The organism is Microvirga sp. GN3, from assembly GCF_055792825.1.
Genome location: NZ_JBVVAK010000014.1, coordinates 34,076 through 52,784 on the forward strand (window position 1 = coordinate 34,076; position 18,709 = coordinate 52,784).

17 protein-coding genes are annotated in these 18,709 nt (G+C 63.0%); 11 read left to right on the forward strand and 6 right to left on the reverse strand.

Going from position 1 to position 18,709, the window contains the following annotated elements; genetic code table 11:
• Positions 1 to 67 precede the first annotated feature (67 nt).
• Positions 68 to 2,086, forward strand: coding sequence for a thioredoxin domain-containing protein (locus ACS5Q1_RS09465; protein WP_473097916.1), 2,019 nt, complete (start codon positions 68 to 70; stop codon positions 2,084 to 2,086).
• A gap of 164 nt (positions 2,087 to 2,250) precedes the next feature.
• Here the strand turns inward: ACS5Q1_RS09465 and ACS5Q1_RS09470 are convergent, their stop codons facing one another.
• A complete protein-coding gene (locus ACS5Q1_RS09470) occupies positions 2,251 to 2,778 on the reverse strand; it encodes an Lrp/AsnC family transcriptional regulator (protein ID WP_473097917.1) in 528 nt (175 codons plus the stop codon).
• Positions 2,779 to 2,879: 101 nt separating this feature from the next.
• Here ACS5Q1_RS09470 and ACS5Q1_RS09475 point away from each other — a divergent pair, with 101 nt between their 5' ends.
• On the forward strand, positions 2,880 to 3,800 hold the full coding sequence (locus tag ACS5Q1_RS09475) for a DMT family transporter (protein ID WP_473097918.1): 921 nt from the start codon (positions 2,880 to 2,882) through the stop codon (positions 3,798 to 3,800).
• 207 nt (positions 3,801 to 4,007) lie between these two features.
• On the opposite strand, the gene rho is transcribed toward ACS5Q1_RS09475, so the two are convergent.
• From rho to hemE, 3 genes are all read right to left on the reverse strand, one after another.
• Positions 4,008 to 5,273 carry a transcription termination factor Rho gene (gene rho, locus ACS5Q1_RS09480; RefSeq protein ID WP_036354999.1) on the reverse strand — a complete coding sequence of 422 codons (1,266 nt, stop codon included), beginning with the start codon at positions 5,271 to 5,273 and terminating at the stop codon, positions 4,008 to 4,010.
• Between the two features lie 463 nt (positions 5,274 to 5,736).
• Positions 5,737 to 6,162, reverse strand: a complete 426-nt coding sequence (hemJ, locus tag ACS5Q1_RS09485) for a protoporphyrinogen oxidase HemJ (protein ID WP_473097919.1) — start codon at positions 6,160 to 6,162, stop codon at positions 5,737 to 5,739.
• Position 6,163: 1 nt separating this feature from the next.
• The gene (hemE, locus tag ACS5Q1_RS09490; RefSeq protein WP_473097920.1) at positions 6,164 to 7,201 is read right to left on the reverse strand and encodes a uroporphyrinogen decarboxylase; all 1,038 of its coding nucleotides are present in this window, start codon (positions 7,199 to 7,201) and stop codon (positions 6,164 to 6,166) included.
• A gap of 379 nt (positions 7,202 to 7,580) precedes the next feature.
• Between hemE and ACS5Q1_RS09495 the strand changes: the two genes are divergently transcribed.
• The 5 genes from ACS5Q1_RS09495 to dnaQ are packed head-to-tail and all read left to right on the forward strand — an operon-like array spanning position 7,581 to position 11,238.
• Entirely contained in the window at positions 7,581 to 8,411 is an 831-nt protein-coding gene (locus ACS5Q1_RS09495) for a pyruvate, water dikinase regulatory protein (RefSeq protein ID WP_203441868.1), read from the forward strand.
• Between the two features lie 4 nt (positions 8,412 to 8,415).
• Positions 8,416 to 9,033, forward strand: a complete 618-nt coding sequence (locus tag ACS5Q1_RS09500) for a Maf family protein (protein WP_473097921.1) — start codon at positions 8,416 to 8,418, stop codon at positions 9,031 to 9,033.
• 13 nt (positions 9,034 to 9,046) lie between these two features.
• A complete protein-coding gene (locus ACS5Q1_RS09505) occupies positions 9,047 to 9,895 on the forward strand; it encodes a shikimate dehydrogenase (protein WP_473097922.1) in 849 nt (282 codons plus the stop codon).
• Complete coding sequence (coaE, locus tag ACS5Q1_RS09510; RefSeq protein WP_473097923.1) at positions 9,892 to 10,509, forward strand: dephospho-CoA kinase; 618 nt, start codon at positions 9,892 to 9,894, stop codon at positions 10,507 to 10,509. Before ACS5Q1_RS09505 ends, coaE begins: the two co-directional genes overlap by 4 nt.
• A gap of 6 nt (positions 10,510 to 10,515) precedes the next feature.
• On the forward strand, positions 10,516 to 11,238 hold the full coding sequence (dnaQ, locus tag ACS5Q1_RS09515) for a DNA polymerase III subunit epsilon (RefSeq protein ID WP_473097924.1): 723 nt from the start codon (positions 10,516 to 10,518) through the stop codon (positions 11,236 to 11,238).
• A 27-nt stretch (positions 11,239 to 11,265) separates the two neighbouring features.
• On the opposite strand, the gene ACS5Q1_RS09520 is transcribed toward dnaQ, so the two are convergent.
• Both ACS5Q1_RS09520 and secB read right to left on the reverse strand, forming a co-directional pair.
• Positions 11,266 to 14,739, reverse strand: a complete 3,474-nt coding sequence (locus tag ACS5Q1_RS09520; RefSeq protein ID WP_473097925.1) for an autotransporter outer membrane beta-barrel domain-containing protein — start codon at positions 14,737 to 14,739, stop codon at positions 11,266 to 11,268.
• 263 nt (positions 14,740 to 15,002) lie between these two features.
• Complete coding sequence (secB, locus tag ACS5Q1_RS09525; protein ID WP_473097926.1) at positions 15,003 to 15,482, reverse strand: protein-export chaperone SecB; 480 nt, start codon at positions 15,480 to 15,482, stop codon at positions 15,003 to 15,005.
• A 279-nt stretch (positions 15,483 to 15,761) separates the two neighbouring features.
• Between secB and ACS5Q1_RS09530 the strand changes: the two genes are divergently transcribed.
• From ACS5Q1_RS09530 to ACS5Q1_RS09545, 4 genes are read left to right on the forward strand one after another with little or no spacing between them, the layout of a single operon-like run.
• Positions 15,762 to 16,484 carry a Tim44/TimA family putative adaptor protein gene (locus ACS5Q1_RS09530; protein ID WP_473097968.1) on the forward strand — a complete coding sequence of 241 codons (723 nt, stop codon included), beginning with the start codon at positions 15,762 to 15,764 and terminating at the stop codon, positions 16,482 to 16,484.
• A gap of 50 nt (positions 16,485 to 16,534) precedes the next feature.
• The gene (gene mltA / locus ACS5Q1_RS09535; RefSeq protein ID WP_473097927.1) at positions 16,535 to 17,650 is read left to right on the forward strand and encodes a murein transglycosylase A; all 1,116 of its coding nucleotides are present in this window, start codon (positions 16,535 to 16,537) and stop codon (positions 17,648 to 17,650) included.
• Complete coding sequence (locus tag ACS5Q1_RS09540; RefSeq protein ID WP_473097928.1) at positions 17,647 to 18,216, forward strand: Smr/MutS family protein; 570 nt, start codon at positions 17,647 to 17,649, stop codon at positions 18,214 to 18,216. Before mltA ends, ACS5Q1_RS09540 begins: the two co-directional genes overlap by 4 nt.
• A 4-nt stretch (positions 18,217 to 18,220) precedes the next feature.
• Positions 18,221 to 18,628: a helix-turn-helix domain-containing protein gene (locus ACS5Q1_RS09545; protein ID WP_473097929.1), complete on the forward strand. Its 408-nt coding sequence runs from the start codon at positions 18,221 to 18,223 to the stop codon at positions 18,626 to 18,628.
• Positions 18,629 to 18,709 lie beyond the last annotated feature (81 nt).

An 18,709-nucleotide genomic window follows, 5' to 3' on the forward strand; every position in this document is an offset into this window, starting at 1 on the left:
AAACATGAGGCGTGGTCAGGATCGGTTCTGATCCGAATCGATTGAGCCCGAAGCCGGAGCAGAACCCATGAATCGCCTGAAAGAGGCCAGCTCCCCCTACCTTCTGCAGCACAGGGACAATCCTGTCCATTGGTGGGAATGGGGTCCCGAGGCTTTGGCCGAGGCCAAGCGGCAGGGCAAGCCGATCCTGATCTCCATCGGCTATGCTGCCTGTCACTGGTGCCATGTGATGGCCCATGAGAGCTTCGAAGATCCGGACGTGGCCGTGGTCATGAACGAGCTCTTCATCAACATCAAGGTCGACCGGGAAGAGCGGCCGGATGTGGACCATGTCTATATGAGCGCGCTCCACCTGCTGGGCGAGCCCGGCGGCTGGCCGCTCACTATGTTCCTGACGCCGGACGGTGAGCCGTTCTGGGGCGGCACTTATTTCCCGAAGGAGCCGCGCTTCGGCCGGCCGGGCTTCGTCGGCGTGCTGCGGGAGATCAGCCGTCTTTACCACGCCGAGCCTGAGCGCATCCTCAAGAACCGGGATGCGATCAAGCAGCACCTCGCCAGGACCGACGGGAGCGATGGCGGCCCGCTCGGCCGCGACGATCTCGACCGCATGGGCCTCAGGCTCACCGAACTGATCGACACGGAAAATGGCGGCCTCCAGGGCGCTCCGAAATTCCCCAACCCGCCGATCCTCGAATATCTTTTTCGCTATGCCCGCCGCACCGGAGATGACGAGGCGAAGAGGCGCTTCCTTCTCACCTTGGAGCAGATGGCACTCGGCGGCATCCACGATCATCTCGGCGGCGGCTTTGCCCGCTATTCCGTCGACGACCGCTGGCTCGTGCCGCACTTCGAAAAGATGCTCTACGATAATGCGCAGCTCCTGGAACTCTATGCGCTGGCCTTTGTGGAGACCGGCCGCGCCCTCTTCCGCGATGCGGCCGAAGGAATCGTCACCTGGCTTCAACGGGAGATGAACACGCCCAAGGGCGCCTTCGCCTCGAGCCTCGATGCGGATTCAGAAGGTGAAGAAGGCCGCTTCTATGTCTGGAGTCTCACGGAGATCCGCGAGACCTTAAGCGAGGAAGATGCCGCCTTCTTCGCCAAGGCCTATGACATCACCGAGAACGGAAACTTCGAGGGCCGCAACATCCCGAACCGGCTCATCTCCGGCGAGGCGCCGCCTGCTGCCGAGGAGCGGCTCGCGATCATGCGCGGAAAACTTCTGGAGCGGCGAGCCTCACGGGTCAGGCCCGGCCTCGACGACAAGGTGCTGGCGGACTGGAACGGGCTGATGATCTCCAGCCTCGTACGGGCCTCTTCCCTTCTCGACCGGCCGGACTGGATGACGCTAGCGGCCCAAGCCTATCGTTTCGTGGCGGAATCAATGAGCCGCGACGGCCGGCTCGGCCATTCCTGGCGCGGCGGCGCGCTGATCTTCCCCGGCTTCGCCCTCGACCATGCCGCCATGATGCGGGCGGCACTGGCTCTCTTCGAGATGACTTCCGAACCCGTTTACCTCCAGGATGCGCAGACTTGGCGCGATGTGCTGCTCGCCGAATATTGGGTCGAGGAAACAGGCTCCCTCGCCATGACCGCTCAGGGCGCGGACCCCTTGGTCGTTCGACCACAGCCGACGCAGGACGATGCCGTGCCCAACGCCAATGGCATTTTCGCCGAGGCGCTCGTTCGCCTGGCGCAGATCACGGAAACAGAACACGATCTCCGGTGCGCCTCCGACATCCTGAGCCGGCTCGTGGGCGCCGCACGCTCGGCGCCGCTCGGCCACACCTCGATCCTCAACGCCCTCGACCTGCACCTGCGCGGCCTGAGCATCCTCGTCACGGGCAACAAGGCCGCCGCTTTGTTTAAGACCGCGCTCAAAATCCCCTACCCCGACCGCAGCGTCCGGCAGCTTCGCATGGGCGAAGCGCTCGACGTCAACCATCCGGCCAAGGCTCTTGCCTCTTCGCACACCGAGGCCCAGGCCCTCATCTGTGCCGGCATGCGATGCTCCCTCCCGGTCACGGATGCGGAAGGGTTGAAAGCGCGGGTGGAGGAGATGCTTGAGATCCGAGGCAAGGGCTAATCAGCCCTCCATAGACACAACCCTCCCATCATGGCCGGGCCTGTCCCGATGCGGTGAAGCTCGGCGCTTCAATGATTTGAGATCACCGGCACAAGGCCGGTGATGCCGAAAGAGGTGAATGTCCAGCCTGACTCCGGCATGGGCAGAATCGTTGCGAGGAGCCCTCAGCAATCAGGCTTCCGCTCCTCAACCTCCCGCTTGAGATGTGTCAGCGGCAGAGCCGCGTCGGATTTCACGCGCGTGAGGGCGAAGTTGGAGCGGATGTCGCCGATCATCGGCAGGATCAGGATCTTTTCCGTCAACAGCTTCTCGTAGGCTTTGAGATTGGTCACCACGATCTCGGCGATGAAATCGGCTGTGCCGGAGACCATGTGGCAGGCCACCACCTCGGGCATCGCGGCGAGCGCCTGCTGGAGCGCCTGTGCATTGTCGCGGGAATGTTTTTCCACCTTGATCTCGACGAAGACGGTAAGACCCAAGCCGACGGAGTCCCGGTCGAGCACGGCTCGGTAGGTGCGGATGAAGCCATCACGCTCCAGGCGTCGGACCCGCCGGAGACAAGGAGAGGGCGAGAGGCCAACCTGATCGGCCAGTTCCTGATTGGTCAGCCGCCCGTCGCTCTGAAGGGCGTTCAGAATCCGCAGATCGATGGCGTCGAGATTGATATAGGGCATGGATGCGTGAAAACCCATTTCTGAGCAATTTTCTGCCAAGAATAGGCAAGCATCAAGTCAAACTTCGCAAGGACATGCCCTGCCCTGAAAGCCTATGCTCTTAGGCATGGAGGTTTCCCATGTCCGATCTTGCCCTTGCCTCGCCCCAGGCTCAAACTCGCCCTGCCCTGATCGGCTGGCTCGCCGCCTTCGCCACCGTCACGATCTGGGCCGTCTGGGCGGTCGCCACCCGTCATGCGGTGACGCATGATTTACCGCCGGCCGCCGTCGGTCTGTTGCGCTTCGGAGTTCCCGCCCTCCTGCTGCTCCCGATCAGCTGGCGGATCGGTCTGTTCCCGAAGAATCTCGGTTTCTTGAAAGGCCTCGGGCTTCTCGGCTCCGGTGCTCCGTTCTTTCTCATTGTCGCGCTCGGCATGCAGTTCGCTCCGGCAGCGGAGATCGGCCCGCTTCTGCCCGGCACCATGCCGCTCTTCGTGGCGCTGATCGGGTGGCTCGTCTTTGGCGAGCGACTCGGACGTATCCGCGTCGCCGGCTTCGCGCTCATCCTCATCGGCGTCGTCTGTATCGGCGGCTATGGATTGCTCTATGCCGGCAACGGCACTTGGCGCGGGCATGTGCTGCTGCTCGCCGGCGCCTGTTTATGGGGGATCTACACCCATGCCTATCGCCGCAGCGGATTGTCGGCCCTTCAGGCCGCCGCGCTCATCGGGTTGTGGTCATTCCTCATCCTCCTGCCCCTCGGCGCTCCATCTCTCGTTCATGCGCTCGATGATGGACTTGCTGGATCTGTGATCCTGCAGGCCGTCCTGCAGGGATTTCTGTCGGGCGTCGCCGGCATCGTGCTTTACGGCATCGCCATCGACCGCCTTGGCGCCTCGCGCGCTGCAGCCGTCTCGCCATTGTCGATCGTGCTGGCAGCTTTGATCGCTATTCCCGTTCTCGGCGAGATCCCGGATACCGTCGCTCTCATCGGGATAACATTGGCGACGTTCGGCGTTGTGCTGGCAAGCGGCGTCTTCGGTTCCGCAAGCAAAGGATGACCCGCGACAGCATAAGGGAGCGGCGATGTTCTTGTTCTTCTCGAACCGGCTCGGCTGCGCAGGTTCGCTCCTGGTCTCCGCCGTGTTGACCCTGATCGTGCTGTGGCTGATGGGCGTGTTGTAAAACACAAAACAAAGGCCCCACCCTCCTGGCCGCAAAGCGGCACCGGAGGATGGGGCCAAAATTCCGTAGGCGGACGTTCCGCCTTAGGTGTTCATCGAGTCGAAGAATTCCTGGTTCGACTTGGTCTGACGCAGCTTGTCGAGCAGGAACTCGATGGCGTCGACCGTGCCCATCGGGTTGAGGATGCGGCGCAGCACGTACATCTTCTTGAGCGTGTCGCTCGGCACCAGCAGTTCTTCCTTACGGGTGCCGGAGCGGGTGATGTCGATGGCCGGGAAGGTGCGCTTGTCGGCGACCTTGCGATCCAGAATGATTTCCGAGTTACCAGTGCCCTTGAACTCTTCAAAGATCACTTCGTCCATGCGCGAGCCGGTATCGATCAGCGCCGTCGCGATGATGGTGAGCGAACCGCCTTCCTCGATGTTGCGCGCCGCACCGAAGAAGCGCTTCGGACGCTGCAGGGCGTTGGCGTCGACACCGCCGGTGAGCACTTTTCCTGAAGACGGCACCACCGTGTTGTAGGCGCGGCCCAGACGCGTGATCGAATCGAGCAGGATGACCACGTCGCGGCCATGTTCCACGAGACGCTTCGCCTTCTCGATCACCATCTCGGCGACCTGCACGTGGCGCGTCGCCGGCTCGTCGAAGGTGGAGGCCACGACCTCGCCCTTCACCGAGCGCTGCATGTCGGTCACTTCCTCCGGACGCTCGTCGATGAGCAGCACGATGAGGTAGCACTCGGGATGGTTGGTGGTGATCGACTGCGCGACGTTCTGCATCAGCACGGTCTTACCGGTGCGCGGCGGCGCGACGATGAGCGCGCGCTGGCCCTTACCGATGGGCGAGACGATGTCGATGATGCGCGGCGAGAAATCTTTTCTGGTCGGATCGGCGATCTCGAGATTGAAGCGCTCGTGCGGGAAGAGCGGCGTCAGGTTGTCGAAGTGAACCTTGTGCCGGATCTTCTCGGGATCCTCGAAATTGATCGTGTTGACCTTGAGCAGCGCGAAATAGCGCTCGCCCTCTTTCGGGCCACGGATCGGGCCGTCCACCGTGTCGCCGGTGCGCAGGCCGAATTTCCGGATCTGCGAGGGCGAGACATAGATGTCGTCGGGGCCGGGCAGGTAGTTCGAATCGGCGGAACGCAGGAAGCCGAAGCCGTCCTGCAGCACCTCGACGACGCCGGCGCCGATAATTTCCACCTCGCGCGCCGCCAGCTGCTTGAGGATGGCGAACATCAGCTCCTGCTTGCGCATGGTGCTCGCGTTCTCGACCTCGAGCTCTTCGGCGAAGGTGATCAGTTCGGTGGCGGATTTGGATTTCAGGTCTTGAAGTTTGATTTCCCTCATCGGGGAACACTCTCGGGGTAAAATCGCGGGCAGATGGAGCTGTACGCGGGAAGGTCGGGGAAACGTTGGACAGGGCCGCTCAGTTCACGAAGGGTGACTTGAGAGAGCCCTGTCGGGCCCGTGCAGCGCAACCTGTCTTTAGAGGAAGAGGATTCCCTTTTAGCCTTATTCGGGCCAAGGCTCAAGAGGGTTTAAAACACGACGTCGCGAGCACCGGGGCGGGCAGGACGTCTCTTCCCTCCCTCCTTGCGGGGAGGGATTGAGGGTGGGGGTCGAAAAGTCGGAGCGCTGCTTTTTTCCAGCTGGATTAATGGCTACTACAGTATCCGGCTGGACTGATCGCTCAACCCAGTCAGACCACCCCTGTCCCTCCCCGCAAGGGGGAGGGAAGATCACGTCATACTCGTCCTGCGATCCCGGATCGGCTGCACCGACCGGGATGACAGCTGTGTTGAACAAAAAATCAGAACGGCTTCACGATCACCAGGATCACGATGCCGATCATGAGGATCGTCGGGACCTCGTTGATCATCCGGTAGAACTTCGCCGGGCGCACATTCGCGTCGGCGGCAAAGACTTTCACGGTCTTCGACAGGAAACCGTGGATGCCGGACAGGATCAGCACCAGGAGCACCTTCGCGTGCAGCCAGCCGGAAGTGTACCAGCCGCCTTGCCAGATTAGGATCAAGCCCAGGATCCAGGCCAGGCTCATGGCCGGGTTGATGATCGCCTTGAGCAGACGCCGCTCCATGATCTTGAAGGTCTCGGACTGGATCGAGCCTTTTGGCACATCGCAATGATAGACGAAGAGACGCGGCAGATAGAGCATGCCCGCCATCCACGCGATGATGGCGATCACGTGGGCCGCCTTGATCCAAAGATACAACATCTCATGCCCCCCGCACGCGAGCGATCATCTGTTCCATGTGTTCGATCGGTGTCTCCGGCAGGATGCCGTGCCCGAGATTGAAGATATGCGGCCGTCCGCGCACCGCATTGAGGATATGATCGACACCTTTGGTCAGCGCCTCGCCCCCGGCAATCAGCGCGAGTGGATCGAGATTGCCCTGGGTTGCGACCGTGTCCGGCAGGGTCGGCAGCACCACGGCTGGATCGAGAGTCCAGTCGAGGGCCAGCGCGTCGCCAATCCCGGCTGCAGCGAAGCGATGAAGGTTGGCACCACCGCCGCGCACGAACACGATGGCCTTTGCCTGCGGCCGCGCCGCCTTCAAGCCCTCCACCATCCGGCGGATCGGGCTGAGCGACAGCCGGTCGAAAAGCGCGGGTGGCAGGGCCGAGCCGAAACTCTCGAAGATCTGGACCGCCTCCGCGCCTGCATCGATCTGGCGGATGAGATAGGCGGTGGAGGCCTGGACCAGCCTGTCGATCAGCGCATCCATGAAAGCCGGATCGCGATAGGCGGTCAGCCGCGCCGGTGCCTGATCGGGCGTCCCCTTGCCGGCGATCATGTAGCTCGCCACCGTCCAGGGCGCGCCGCAGAAGCCGAGGAGCGTCGTTTCCTTCGGCAGGCTCTTGCTCAGGCGGTCGAGGGTCTCGAAGACCGGATCGAGCCGCTCCAGCGGCAGCTCCTCGGCGAGTCTCGAAAAATCTTTCTCGGAAGTCACCGGATCGAGCTTCGGTCCTTCATTCTCGACGAAGCGCACGTCCTGGCCCAGCGCATGGGGGATGACCAGGATGTCGGAGAACAGGATAGAGGCGTCGAAGCCGAAGCGGCGGATCGGCTGAAGCGTTACCTCCTCGGCAAGCCTCGGCGTGTAGCAGAGATCGAGAAAGGAGCCCGCTTGGCTTCGGGTGGCTCGATATTCCGGCAGATAACGGCCGGCCTGACGCATGATCCAGATCGGCAGCGGCCAGACCGGCTCGCCGTTCAGCACGCGGAGGATCGCTTTGGTGGGACGCTCGCTCACAGGCCCTCTCTTAAAATATAATCTTTGAATCAAAGAATCTGATGTTTCTCTTGGGCCGTGAATCGCAAAGCCGCAACCCCGTCCACAGACGTTCCACACGGGCTGCGCTGTTAACGGGTCATTAACGGTTGGGGCGGACGTGCCACAATCCTTTCCGAATTGTTAAACCTTAACAGCCCGTTAACGAAGATTAACCAAATCTGAATCGAAAATTTGGGGGTGATTCGTACCGGATTCTCCCAATTGGACAGTTTCAGAGTCGCACAACGATGAGCCCTGTTGATGGCTCGAGACGAATCCCACAGGCCCCTCCGCTGGACCTCGGGACCGGGTCGTTTTATCCACACTGATCGACTCCTCTCCATAGAGAGCATCCGCCGTGGGACGCAGCTATTTCCATCTCCATCTCGTCTCGGATTCGACTGGCGAAACGCTGATCACCGTCGCCCGCGCGGTGGTAGCGCAATATGAGGGCGTCGCCGCCATCGAGCATGTCTATCCGCTCGTGCGCTCCAACACGCAGCTCGAGCGCGTGATCAGCGAGATCGAGACCGCGCCCGGCATCGTGCTCTACACCCTGGTCGAGCAGGATCTGGCTCATCGGCTCGAAGAGGTCTGCCGCGCCACCGGCTCGCCGCATCTCTCCGTGCTCGAGCCGGTGCACGCCCTGCTCTCCTCCTATCTCGGTACGCATTCGACCGCGCGCCCCGGTGCGCAGCACATGCTGAACGCAGAATATTTCAAGCGCATCGATGCGATGAACTTCACACTTCTCCATGACGACGGGCATCTGCCGCATGATCTCGATGAAGCGGATGTGATCCTCGTCGGCGTGAGCCGAACCTCGAAGACACCGACGGCGGTCTATCTCGCCAATCGCGGCCTGAAAACGGCGAATATTCCTCTCGTGCCCGGCGTGCCGCCACCACCGGTTCTGGAATCGGCTAAAAAAGCCCTCATCGTCGGGCTCGTAGCAACGCCGGAACGCATCGTGCAAATCCGGCAGAACCGCCTCCTCAGTCTCAACGCCGATGACGACACGTCTTATGTGGATCGCGACGCGGTGGCGGAGGAACTCGCAGCGTCACGGCGGCTCTTCGCCCGCAACGGCTGGCCAGTGATCGACGTGACCCGCCGCTCCATCGAGGAGACCGCAGCGGCGATCATCGATCTCTATCGCGACCATCGGCTGCGTTTCATCGCGGAATAGATTCATGCCCGCACTCTGGACCCATTCCGAAAAGCTGCTTCTCGCCTCGACAAGCGCGACACGTCTTACGCTGCTCGTGAGTGCGGGCCTTCCTGTCGAGACGCAGAATGCGGGTATCGACGAGCGCGCCGTTGAAGAGGCGGCCGCAGCGGAAAAACTCGATCCGCCAGCGCTTGCCGCACGCCTTGCTGCGGAAAAGGCACTTGCGGTGAGTCGCCGTCATCCTGAGCGGGTCGTGCTGGGGGCTGATCAGGTGCTCGAATGCGAAGGAGAAATTTTTCACAAGTCGGTAGACCGAGCTGCCGCACATGCGCAGCTCAAGCGCGTGGCGGGGCGTCAGCATGCTCTCCATTCCGCAGGAACTCTCGCCATCGGCGGGCGGGTGGTCGAGGATTTCGTGGCGAGCGCCTATCTGACCATGCGGCCTCTGACGGATGAGGTCATCGATCTCTATCTCGACCTCGCCGGTCCGGATGTGCTCAAAAGCGTTGGCGTTTACCAGCTCGAAGGGTTCGGCGTTCATCTCTTCGAGACGGTCGAAGGGGATCACTCGACGATTTTGGGCCTTCCCCTGCTTCCGCTTCTCGCCGCCTTGCGCCGTCTCGGCTGCCTTGCCCTTTAAGGATTTTGACTTCATGACGAAGGCCTTCGTCGTCGGCCATCCGATCAAGCATTCCCGCTCGCCGCTGATCCATGGGTATTGGCTGCAGCAATACGGGCTCGACGGCTCCTATGAGCGCATCGATGTCGCGCCTGTTAACTTCGGGGGTTTCTTGAAGAGCTTTCGGTCGCAGGGCTTCGCCGGCGGCAACGTCACGATCCCCCACAAGGAGATGGCTTTCCTCGGCGTCGAGCGTCGCACAGCGCAGGCGGAGAGGGTGGGCGCCGTCAACACCCTCTGGATCGAGGATGGCGTGCTCTGGGGCGACAACACGGATGTCACCGGTTTCATGGCCCATCTCGATGCGACCCTGGGGACAGGCTGGGAACAGGATGTGGAGACGGTTCTCGTGCTTGGAGCCGGCGGAGCCGCCCGTGCCGTGGTGGCGGGTCTCCAGAACCGGCCTTGCAAGCGCATCTTCGTGGCGAACCGTACCCTGTCGAAGGCCGAGGACCTGGTCCGGGATCTCAGGCCCGGCAGTTCCGTCGGCTTGGAGACCTCGGCCTGGGAGGCTCTTCCGCGGGTGATCCCGCATGCCCAGCTCATCGTCAACACGACGTCGCTCGGCATGGCGGGCCAGCCACCGCTCGCCCTCGATTTGTCCAAGGCGCCGCGTGATGCCGCCGTGGCGGACATCGTCTATGTTCCGCTCGAGACCCCCCTCCTGGCTGCGGCGACGGCGCAGGGTTTAAGAACAGTCGATGGTCTCGGCATGCTGCTTCATCAGGCAGTGCCTGGGTTCAAACGCTGGTTCGGCGTGACGCCCGAGGTGACGCCTGAATTGCGGGCGCTGATCCTCGCCGATATCGAGGGAAAAAGATGACCTTCGTGCTCGGCCTCACCGGCTCCATCGGCATGGGAAAATCGGCCACCGCCGATCTGTTTCGCAAGCTCGGTGTGCCGGTTCATGATGCCGACGCTGCCGTGCACAAGCTCTATCGCGGCCGTGCCGCGCCGTTGATCGAAAAAGCCTTTCCCGGCACGGTCAGCGACGATGCCGTCGACCGGGCAAAGCTCGGAGCAGCAGTCCTCGACAATCCCGAGCGTATGAAGCAGCTGGAGGCCATCGTGCATCCGCTGGTGCGCGAGGAGGAGGAGAGTTTTCTTAAAAAGGTCTCTGCCTTGTCGCCGGTAGCCGTGCTCGACATTCCCCTCCTGTTCGAGACCGGCGGCGAGACGCGCTGCGATGCGGTTCTTGTTGTCACCGCGCCAGCCTCCGTTCAGCGCGACCGCGTGCTCGCCCGTCCCGGCATGACGGAAGAAAAATTTCGTGCCATCCTGGCCAAGCAGATGAGGGACGAGGACAAGCGTCGGCGCGCCCATTTTCTGGTTGATACCAGCCGCGGTTTCGACTCGGCGGAGGCGCAGGTGCGGTCTGTTCTCACCTGTCTCGCCGGCCGGCCGGGACGGCGTCATCCCTTTTTGATGAAGAGTTAGTCAACGATGTTGCGTGAAATCGTTCTCGATACCGAAACTACCGGCACCAATCATGCGAATGGCGACCGGGTGATCGAAATCGGCTGTGTCGAGCTTCTCAACCACATCCCGACCGGCAAGAGCTATCACGTTTATATCAACCCGGAATGCCCGGTCTCGCCTGGCGCATTCGCGGTCCACGGGCTCTCCGATGAGTTTCTCAAGGACAAGCCCGTCTTCGCGGCGATCGCGGACGAGTTTGCCGAGTTCGTCCGCAATGCGCGGCTCGTGATCCACAATGCCGCCTTCGACATCGGCTTTCTGAATGCGGAATTCGCCCGCACCGGGCACAGGCCATTCAGCCTTCCCGATGTGGTCGACACGCTCTCGATGGCCCGGCGCAAGCATCCGGGTGCGGCGAACAACCTCGATGCGCTCTGCAGCCGTTATGGGATCGACAATTCCAAGCGCACCAAGCACGGGGCGTTGCTCGACGCCGAGATCCTTGCCGAGGTCTATATCGAGCTGATCGGCGGCCGGCAGGTCGGCTTCGACCTCGCGATGAAGCCTGCCGCACGAAGCCGCGCGGCGGCGCAGGGCGAGATTGCGGCACGAGAGGCCCGTCCGCGCACCCTGATCTCGCGCCTGACCGACACCGAGCGTGCGGCGCACGAGGCGTTCATCAAGTCCCTCGGTGAGAATGCTCTCTGGCGCGAATATCTCGGCGAGACCACTCCCGAGGCGTCGTAGATACCGGTCTCGGGGCGATCTGCCGTCTCAGTGCGTAGCAAAGCGCCAGACGAGATTGCCTTTGAGGGAATGGTCCTGCGCGCGCTCGCCGATCTGGCCGGAATAGGCCACACCAAGGCTCAGGGCATCCGAGGCCTGCCAGTCGAGACCGGCCTCCACCGCGAGAGCGTTTCGATCCACCGGAACGCCCGCCACCACAAAGGCTGAAGCGCTACCCGCAAAGGCGAGAAGCGCTTCAGGCTTGACATCGCCGAAGGCATGGCGCCAGCCGAGCATACCGCGGATTGTCAGCGGAACATCGGCGCTCAGACGCGCCTGAGCCCGCAGGCCCAGTGTGGTGGTGGCGAGATCCTGATCTTGTCCGAGGCCGGTGAGTGCGGCCACCCTGCCCTCCTCCTGGAAGGCATCCGTATGCAGCCGCAGCACGGAGGCGCCGATGAACGGCTCCAGCTGGACGCCTGCGAGATCGACACGATAGCCAAGTTCGGCGAAGGCTTGGGCTGACCAGCCGTTATAGGACGCGCTGGTCGAGTCGGTGAAGCCGGGGAACTGTACCCGACGCTGGATATCGACATCATGCCAGGCATAAGCCGCGCCGAGCCTCAGGCGGAAAGCACCCCAGGACCCAGACCCGTAGAGCGCCCCGAAGACGCTTTCGTTGGTGCCTGAGGACAGGCGCCCATCGATATCGAAAGTCGTGCGCGTAAAGCCGCCGGCGAGGCCCAGGCGCCAAGTCGGATCGAGCGAGGCATCGGCGCCGAGAATGAATCCGCCGGTGGACGTGTCGAGAGAGGCCGCGTTGCCGTTCGAATCCGCCTTGCCCCAGGACCCGAAACCTTCGCCCCAGAGGGCGAGGCGGCGCGGATCGAGGCTGAGCCTCGGCACGGCGATTGTTTGTGGTCCCGCGCCCGGCAGATCGGCGGCATAGGCGGCGTTGTAGGAGCCCTGCGCGAGTGTCGGCAGGTTCGAGACTGCCGGCTGGCGCAGGCGGGTGAGGATCGCCTCGCGCACCAGCCGGCTGTCCTCGTAAGCCACGCTCATGGCCGAGGCATGCGCCTCACCGGAGAGCGCATCGAAGGCCTGGCGCGCCGCGCCGACGCTCGATCCCAGCACCGTGCGATAGAGGGTGTCGCCCGCGCTCAGCGCCTCGACCGCATCGGCGGTGCGGTATTGGTTGATGGTCTGGGCGACGGAGTGGAAGGCCGTGGGGGTTGGCTCGTCCGGGTTTGTCGGATCGGTCGGGTCCGTTGGATCCGTCTTGCGGACGAGGATGAGGGTCACCGTGTCGTTGCTATAACCGAGGGTGGGTGTGACGAAGGCGAAGGGGCCGCCGCTCGTGCCGGCGAATTTCCCCGTCACGCCGTTTCGCGCCGTCAGGATGAGATAGGGACTGTCCCCCACATAGCCGGCGCCCTGATCGGGCAGGATCCGCACGGTGCCACCCGAGAGCGTCGCCGCGCCGGTGGCGGCGATCCTGTCGGACCGTCCGGCCTTGTCGATCTTGAGCGCATAGAACGAGCCGGACGCAAAGGACACGTTGCCGTTCACGTTCAGTGTGCCGATGGAATTGCCCGGCGCCACCGTGCCGCTCGACAGCACCGACAGGCTGCCGACGGTGCCGGTGCCGCCAAGCGTGCCCTTGCCATGGGCGTCAACGCTCACCGAGACCGGAGACGAAGCCAGAGATCCGTTCACCACCAGGAGACCGTTCAGAACCTGTGTCGGTCCCGTGAGTGTGTTCCTGCCGTTCAACGTGAGCGTAACGGGGGTGACCTTCTTCAGGGTGGTATTGCCGCTGATATTGCCGTCGAAGATGCCTTCGCTGATCGTGAAGGTCGCGCCGTTGCCGGTCAGCGTGCCCCGCCCGCGCAGGTCGAAGAAGGTGGAATCGTAAGTCGTCATATCGACGGTGGCGTTCTCGTGGATGGTCAGCGCCTGCGCGCCGCCACTGAGAAGCGTGCTGAGCGCCCGAGAACCCGCCCTCAGCGTGCCGCCGACCACTTCGATCCAATAGATCCCGTAGCCGCCGCTCACCGTGCCGCCGCCGCTCACCGTTCCGGTATCCGATGCGGTGCCGAATCTCAGGGTTGCACTGTTGCCGACGAAACTGAAATTGATGTTGAGCGTCTGGCCCGTCGCGGCCGAGATCGTTCTGACAGGATCGCCCGCTCTGATGATGATGGGGTTCGAGAGCGTCGCCGTGCCGGCGACGTTGGAGCGCAGGTGACCGCCTGCCAGGAAGATGTCTCCCGTTCCAAGCGCAGCGGCGTTCCGGATCTCGATGGTGCCGTCGTTGATCGTTGTGCCGCCGGAATAAGTGTTCGCGCCCGAAAGCGTCAGCGTGCCGATACCGGTCTTCGTCAGAGAACCTGACCCGCTTAAGACATTCGCGATTCCGATAGTGTGGCCATTGCTGTCGAGAAACGCTCCGCCACCATTGATGACGACGTTTCCAGGTGCAAAGCCGGAAACAAAGCTGCTCTCATCGCGGGTGGCACGCAGAATGCCTCCATTAAACGTCAGCGTGCCGTCACCCCGGTCTTTGATCACTTGCCCGGTTGTCAGGATCCCGCGCGATATGTTTGTCCCGTTTAGGGTCAGTGTGCCTTGCCCACCCACATTGAATCCCAATGTCGTCACATCGGAACTGACAGCACCGCCATTCGCAATGGTCAGAGTGCCGGTGCCGTTACCGCCGACATATAGAATGTTATCGGTGGTCCATCTGGAGCCTGCCCCGCTCACCGTCACCGTACCCGATGAGCCGGTATTGTCACCAATCAGGCTTGTGCCGCTGTGGACGCTGCCACCATCCTCAATGGTGAGCGTGCCGGTGCCGTGATTGCCAACAGACAGGTTGCCCTCAGTGCTCCATTGCGAGCCAGGGCCTCTCACCGTCACCGTACCCGATGAGCCGGCGACAAAACCGATATAGCTATTGTTGTTGATGACATTGACGGTGCCGCCATTCTCGATGGTCAACACGCCGGTGCCAGAATCGCCGACACTGAGAAGGGCGTTGGACCTGAGGCGCGAGCCGGCTCCTGTCACCGTCATGCTGCCGGATGAAGTGTCTACGTGGGAGCCGAGCGCGACACCGGTACTGGTGACGCTGCCGCCGTTCTCGATGGATAACGTGCCCGTGCCCCCTGTACCGAGATAGAGACGGGTGGTGATCCATTGGGAGCCGTTGTCTCTCACGGTTACCGTCCCGGAGGAGCCAAAGGTCGCGCCGATCACGCCGTCGACACTTCTGACCACACCACCGTTCACGATGACCAAAGTGCCGGTGCTTGTGTCGCCAACAGTGAGGACCCCTCCAGCATCCCACGGCGACGGATGGGTGCCGGGAATGGTGACCACTGCGCCATTATCGATGATTTCATCAGCATGAACGGCAGGCGGCAAAGGCAGCAGGGCTGCCAAAGCTGTTCCGGTCAACAGCAACCGCTTGTGAAAATTGATGGGCCTCTCGCTTCGATGGTCCCGAGCGAACAGCATGCCAGCCTCCCCAGCCGGACAGATTCATGCGGGGCGGTGCGAAGCACCCCGACGCCTTTCCCCTCATACAAGGAATTGCTTCTCAGGGGACTTGCCTTTGGGGCAAACAGCGAAGGTTTTGCAAGGGTGTATTATTACCGCAACATGTTTGCTTGGAGAGCAAGACTGCGCTCTCGCAGCCGGGAGAGCGTCTCCAAAAACAAATCGGGCGAAGCGGAGGCCGCCTCGCCCGATCCGAAAATATTTGAAACGCGTCCGAGCGCTTACGACAGCGTCTGGCCGTTGCCCTGCTGGCCCTGCACCTCGGCAGCGCGCTGGCGGTAGAGGGCGACGAAGTCAATCGGGTCGATATAGAGGGGCGGGAAGCCGCCGTTGCGCACCGCATCGGCCACCATCTGGCGGGCGAAGGGGAAGAGCAGGCGCGGGCACTCGATCATTACCACCGGATGCAGCTGCTCCTGCGGGATGTTCTGGATGCGGAACACGCCAGAATAGGTCAGCTCGAAGGCGAACAGCACATCCTTGCCGCCGATCTTGGCATCGCCTTCGAGGGTCAGGTCAACCTCGAAATCGGCCTCGGCCAGCTGCTTGGCATTCACGTTGACCTGCAGGTTGATCTGCGGGCCTTCCGATTGCTGCTGCAGGGAGCGGGGGGCGTTGGGGTTCTCGAAGGAGAAATCCTTGCAGTACTGCGCAAGGGCGTTGAGCGCGGGCGCTCCGTTGTTTGCCGGATTCTCGGCCATGGGTTTCTTGCTCCCTAAGGGGTGTCTCGTGGGGCCCGGACGGGATACGTCGTCAAGCAAAGCGCCGGCTCGCTTCGGGCCATGGGCCTTCGCGCTATCAGCTTCTCAGAGCTGAGGCAAGATTTGCGCGAAGCGAGATTTGAGCCCATGCATTCGCTTGTCGGGCGCAGAGGTGGATGTTACGACCTCAAGACCCCATATGCGAAGGATGACACCTTCGCCTCCTTGACACAACGCCCGGCGGCAACCGGGCGCGGGCAGGCTCACAACGGATCGACGATGCAGGATTCCTTCGACATCACGACCCTTATCTTTATCGTACTCGCCGTTTTCGTGATCTGGCGTCTTCGCTCCGTCCTGGGGCAGAAGACCGGCAACGAGCAGCCGCCCTTCGACCCGATGTCGCGCCGCGATGCGCCCCTTCGTCCCGGCAATGCGCCGGCCGAGCCGGATCACAATGTGGTGCGCCTGCCTGGCGCCAATGGCACCCGCCCCGCCGCCGAGGTTCAGTCTGCCGAGCGCTGGAAAGGCATCGCCGAGCCCGGCACGCCCATGTCCCAGGCCCTCGACGGGATTGCCCGCCTTGAGCCGAATTTCAATCCGACCGAGTTTCTGGAAGGCGCCAAGGCCGCCTACGAGATGATCGTCTCCGCCTTCGCGCAAGGGGACCGCAAGACCCTGAAGGATCTTCTCTCCCGCGACGTCTACGAAGGCTTCGAGCGGGCGATCACCGAGCGTGAGCGCCGGAGCGAGACGGTCGAGACCACCTTCGTATCCATCGACAAGGCCGAGATGGCCGGGGCCGAGCTCCAGGGCAAGACGGCCCAGATCGTGGTGCGCTTCCTCTCCAAGCTGATTACGGTCACCCGCGACGCCTCCGGCAACGTGGTCGATGGCAGCCCCGAGACCGTGGCTGACGTCACTGACGTGTGGACCTTCGCCCGCACGCTCGGCAGCCGCGATCCCAACTGGCAGCTCGTGGCGACCGAAGCGGGGCAATGAGGCATGTCGGGCGGGCCCTCCTCGCTTGCTCCCTCGTCTGGACGCTGAGCATGTCCGCTGCCGCCGGATCGGCGCTCGAGGATCAGGCGCGCCTTGAGCCCCTGCCCTTCACGGATCTGGCCGGCTGGGAGGCGGACGATCACGCTGCCGCCTTTCGGGCCTTCCTGCGCTCCTGCCGGGCGCTCGAGGTAAACGCCGCCGAGCTGCGCCCGGCCCAGGCGCCTCAGGAGGACCTCCTGGCCGTCTGTCGCGAGGCCCTGAAGATACCCGGTCTTGGCAAGGCCGAGGCCAAACGCTTTTTCGAGACTCATTTTCAGCCCGTCAGCGTGGCCCCGCTCTCCGGAAACGGCTTTCTCACCGGTTATTACGAGCCTGAGTTCCAGGGCTCGCGCACGCCGGACGCCATTTATCGCGTCCCCCTGCTCGACCGCCCTGGCGACCTCGTCACTATTCCGCAGGGCGAAACCCTCCCCGGCCTCGACGGGGGCCTACAGGCCGCCCGGCGGACCAAGGATGGTTACGAGCCCTATCCGGATCGCGCCGCCATCGAGGAAGGGGCCTTAGGCCGGCTCGCCAAACCCATCGTTTATCTCCGCGGGCCAGGCGAAGCCTTCATCATCCATGTGCAGGGCTCGGCCCGCATCCGCCTGAACGATGGCTCGGTCATGCGAGTGGCCTATGCCGGCCGCAACGGACGGCCTTATACCTCCATCGGCCGCCTGCTGGTGCAGCAGGGCGAGATGGATTTGGAGACCATGACACTGGCAAAGCTCATGGGGTGGCTCGAAGACAATCCCGAGCCGGCCAAGGCCCTGATGCGGCAGAACCAATCCTATATCTTTTTCCGCGAGGCGGGCGAGCTTGCCCCCGAGGACGGACCTATAGGCGGCGCCGGTACCCCGCTCGTGCCCGGCCGGAGCCTCGCGGTCGACCGGTCGCTTTGGGCTTACGGCCTGCCCGTCTGGCTCGACGGGCAATTGCCACTGACGCTCGACAAGACCGAACCCCTGCAGCGGCTGATGATCGCGCAGGACACGGGCTCGGCCATCGTCGGCCCGGCGCGTGGCGATTTCTTCTTCGGCAGCGGCGAGGAGGCGGGGCGGCGCGCAGGCCTGCTGCGCCACTCGGTCCGCTTTGTGGTTCTGCAGCCCAAACCCCGTTCATGACCAAGAAAAGCCGCACCCGCCAGCTCAGCCCCGAGGAGAAGCGGCTCTGGTCGCATGTGGCCAGGCACGTAAAGCCCATGACGGGAAAGCTCCTGCCGCCCGAACCGGAACCCGAGGCGAAGCGCGCGACAACTCCTGCCCCGCAGATCGTGGCCCTCGCTCCTGTTCTGCCCCCGCTCCCACCCCAGGCGAAACCGGCCCTGCCACCGCTTTCTCCCGTGGAGCGCAAGACGCTTCAGGCCCTCCGGCGCGGCCGCAAGGATGTGGACAGCGTCATCGACCTGCACGGGATGCGACAGGAAGAGGCCCATTTCGCTCTTCTGAGCTTCCTTCGCCGGGCACAGGGCTCCGGCTACGGGCTCGTTCTGATCATCACCGGCAAGGGCGGCGCAGCCATCAGCAGCGGGATGTTCGAGGAGCGTGGCGTCTTGAAGCGCATGGTTCCCCATTGGCTGCGCCTGCCCGACCTTCGCTCGCTCGTGATCGGCTTCGAGGAAGCCTCTCCTCAGCATGGCGGATCCGGTGCACTCTATGTCAGGCTCCGCCGCCGGCGGGGTGCGGGATAGATCCATGACTCCTTTCGGTGAACGGGTGCGGCAGCTGCGCCAGGAGCGCAGGCGGATGTTGAAGGACATGGCCGCACATCTCGGTGTGTCGAGTGCCTATCTCTCTGCGCTGGAGCGCGGTGAGCGCGGTAAACCGACCTGGGCGCTGATCCAGGGAGTGCTGCAGTATTTTCACATCATCTGGGACGAGGCCGATGAGCTGACCCGCCTCGCCGACCTCTCCGATCCCAAGGTGAAGATCGACACGGCCGGTGGCGATCCGAAGGCGACCCTGCTCGCCAATCGCCTCGCCCGCGAGATCCGCAACCTTTCCAAGGCCGAACTCGAGGATATGCTTGCCATTCTCGACAATGTACAGAACAGGGATCGCCGCGCGCCCGTGCCGATCCAGGCGGTGCAGGACGCGGTCTGAAATGACTAAGCATCGGACCTAAAAGTGGAATCCACTTTTAGGATCTATTCGATGCTCATCTCTCAGCGGTGCATCGTTGAG

What these genes read in the sequence shown, in the direction of transcription:
- ACS5Q1_RS09530 (WP_473097968.1), top strand. Translation starts at nt 15,762, where the DNA reads ATGCAGGATTCCTTCGACATCACGACCCTTATCTTTATCGTACTCGCC.
- ACS5Q1_RS09500 (WP_473097921.1), top strand. Translation starts at nt 8,416, where the DNA reads ATGCCCGCACTCTGGACCCATTCCGAAAAGCTGCTTCTCGCCTCGACA.
- dnaQ (WP_473097924.1), top strand. Translation starts at nt 10,516, where the DNA reads ATGTTGCGTGAAATCGTTCTCGATACCGAAACTACCGGCACCAATCAT.
- rho (WP_036354999.1), bottom strand. Translation starts at nt 5,273, where the DNA reads ATGAGGGAAATCAAACTTCAAGACCTGAAATCCAAATCCGCCACCGAA.
- ACS5Q1_RS09475 (WP_473097918.1), top strand. Translation starts at nt 2,880, where the DNA reads ATGTCCGATCTTGCCCTTGCCTCGCCCCAGGCTCAAACTCGCCCTGCC.
- hemJ (WP_473097919.1), bottom strand. Translation starts at nt 6,162, where the DNA reads ATGTTGTATCTTTGGATCAAGGCGGCCCACGTGATCGCCATCATCGCG.
- coaE (WP_473097923.1), top strand. Translation starts at nt 9,892, where the DNA reads ATGACCTTCGTGCTCGGCCTCACCGGCTCCATCGGCATGGGAAAATCG.
- ACS5Q1_RS09540 (WP_473097928.1), top strand. Translation starts at nt 17,647, where the DNA reads ATGACCAAGAAAAGCCGCACCCGCCAGCTCAGCCCCGAGGAGAAGCGG.
- ACS5Q1_RS09520 (WP_473097925.1), bottom strand. Translation starts at nt 14,739, where the DNA reads ATGCTGTTCGCTCGGGACCATCGAAGCGAGAGGCCCATCAATTTTCAC.
- secB (WP_473097926.1), bottom strand. Translation starts at nt 15,482, where the DNA reads ATGGCCGAGAATCCGGCAAACAACGGAGCGCCCGCGCTCAACGCCCTT.
- ACS5Q1_RS09465 (WP_473097916.1), top strand. Translation starts at nt 68, where the DNA reads ATGAATCGCCTGAAAGAGGCCAGCTCCCCCTACCTTCTGCAGCACAGG.
- ACS5Q1_RS09470 (WP_473097917.1), bottom strand. Translation starts at nt 2,778, where the DNA reads ATGGGTTTTCACGCATCCATGCCCTATATCAATCTCGACGCCATCGAT.
- ACS5Q1_RS09505 (WP_473097922.1), top strand. Translation starts at nt 9,047, where the DNA reads ATGACGAAGGCCTTCGTCGTCGGCCATCCGATCAAGCATTCCCGCTCG.
- ACS5Q1_RS09545 (WP_473097929.1), top strand. Translation starts at nt 18,221, where the DNA reads ATGACTCCTTTCGGTGAACGGGTGCGGCAGCTGCGCCAGGAGCGCAGG.
- mltA (WP_473097927.1), top strand. Translation starts at nt 16,535, where the DNA reads ATGTCCGCTGCCGCCGGATCGGCGCTCGAGGATCAGGCGCGCCTTGAG.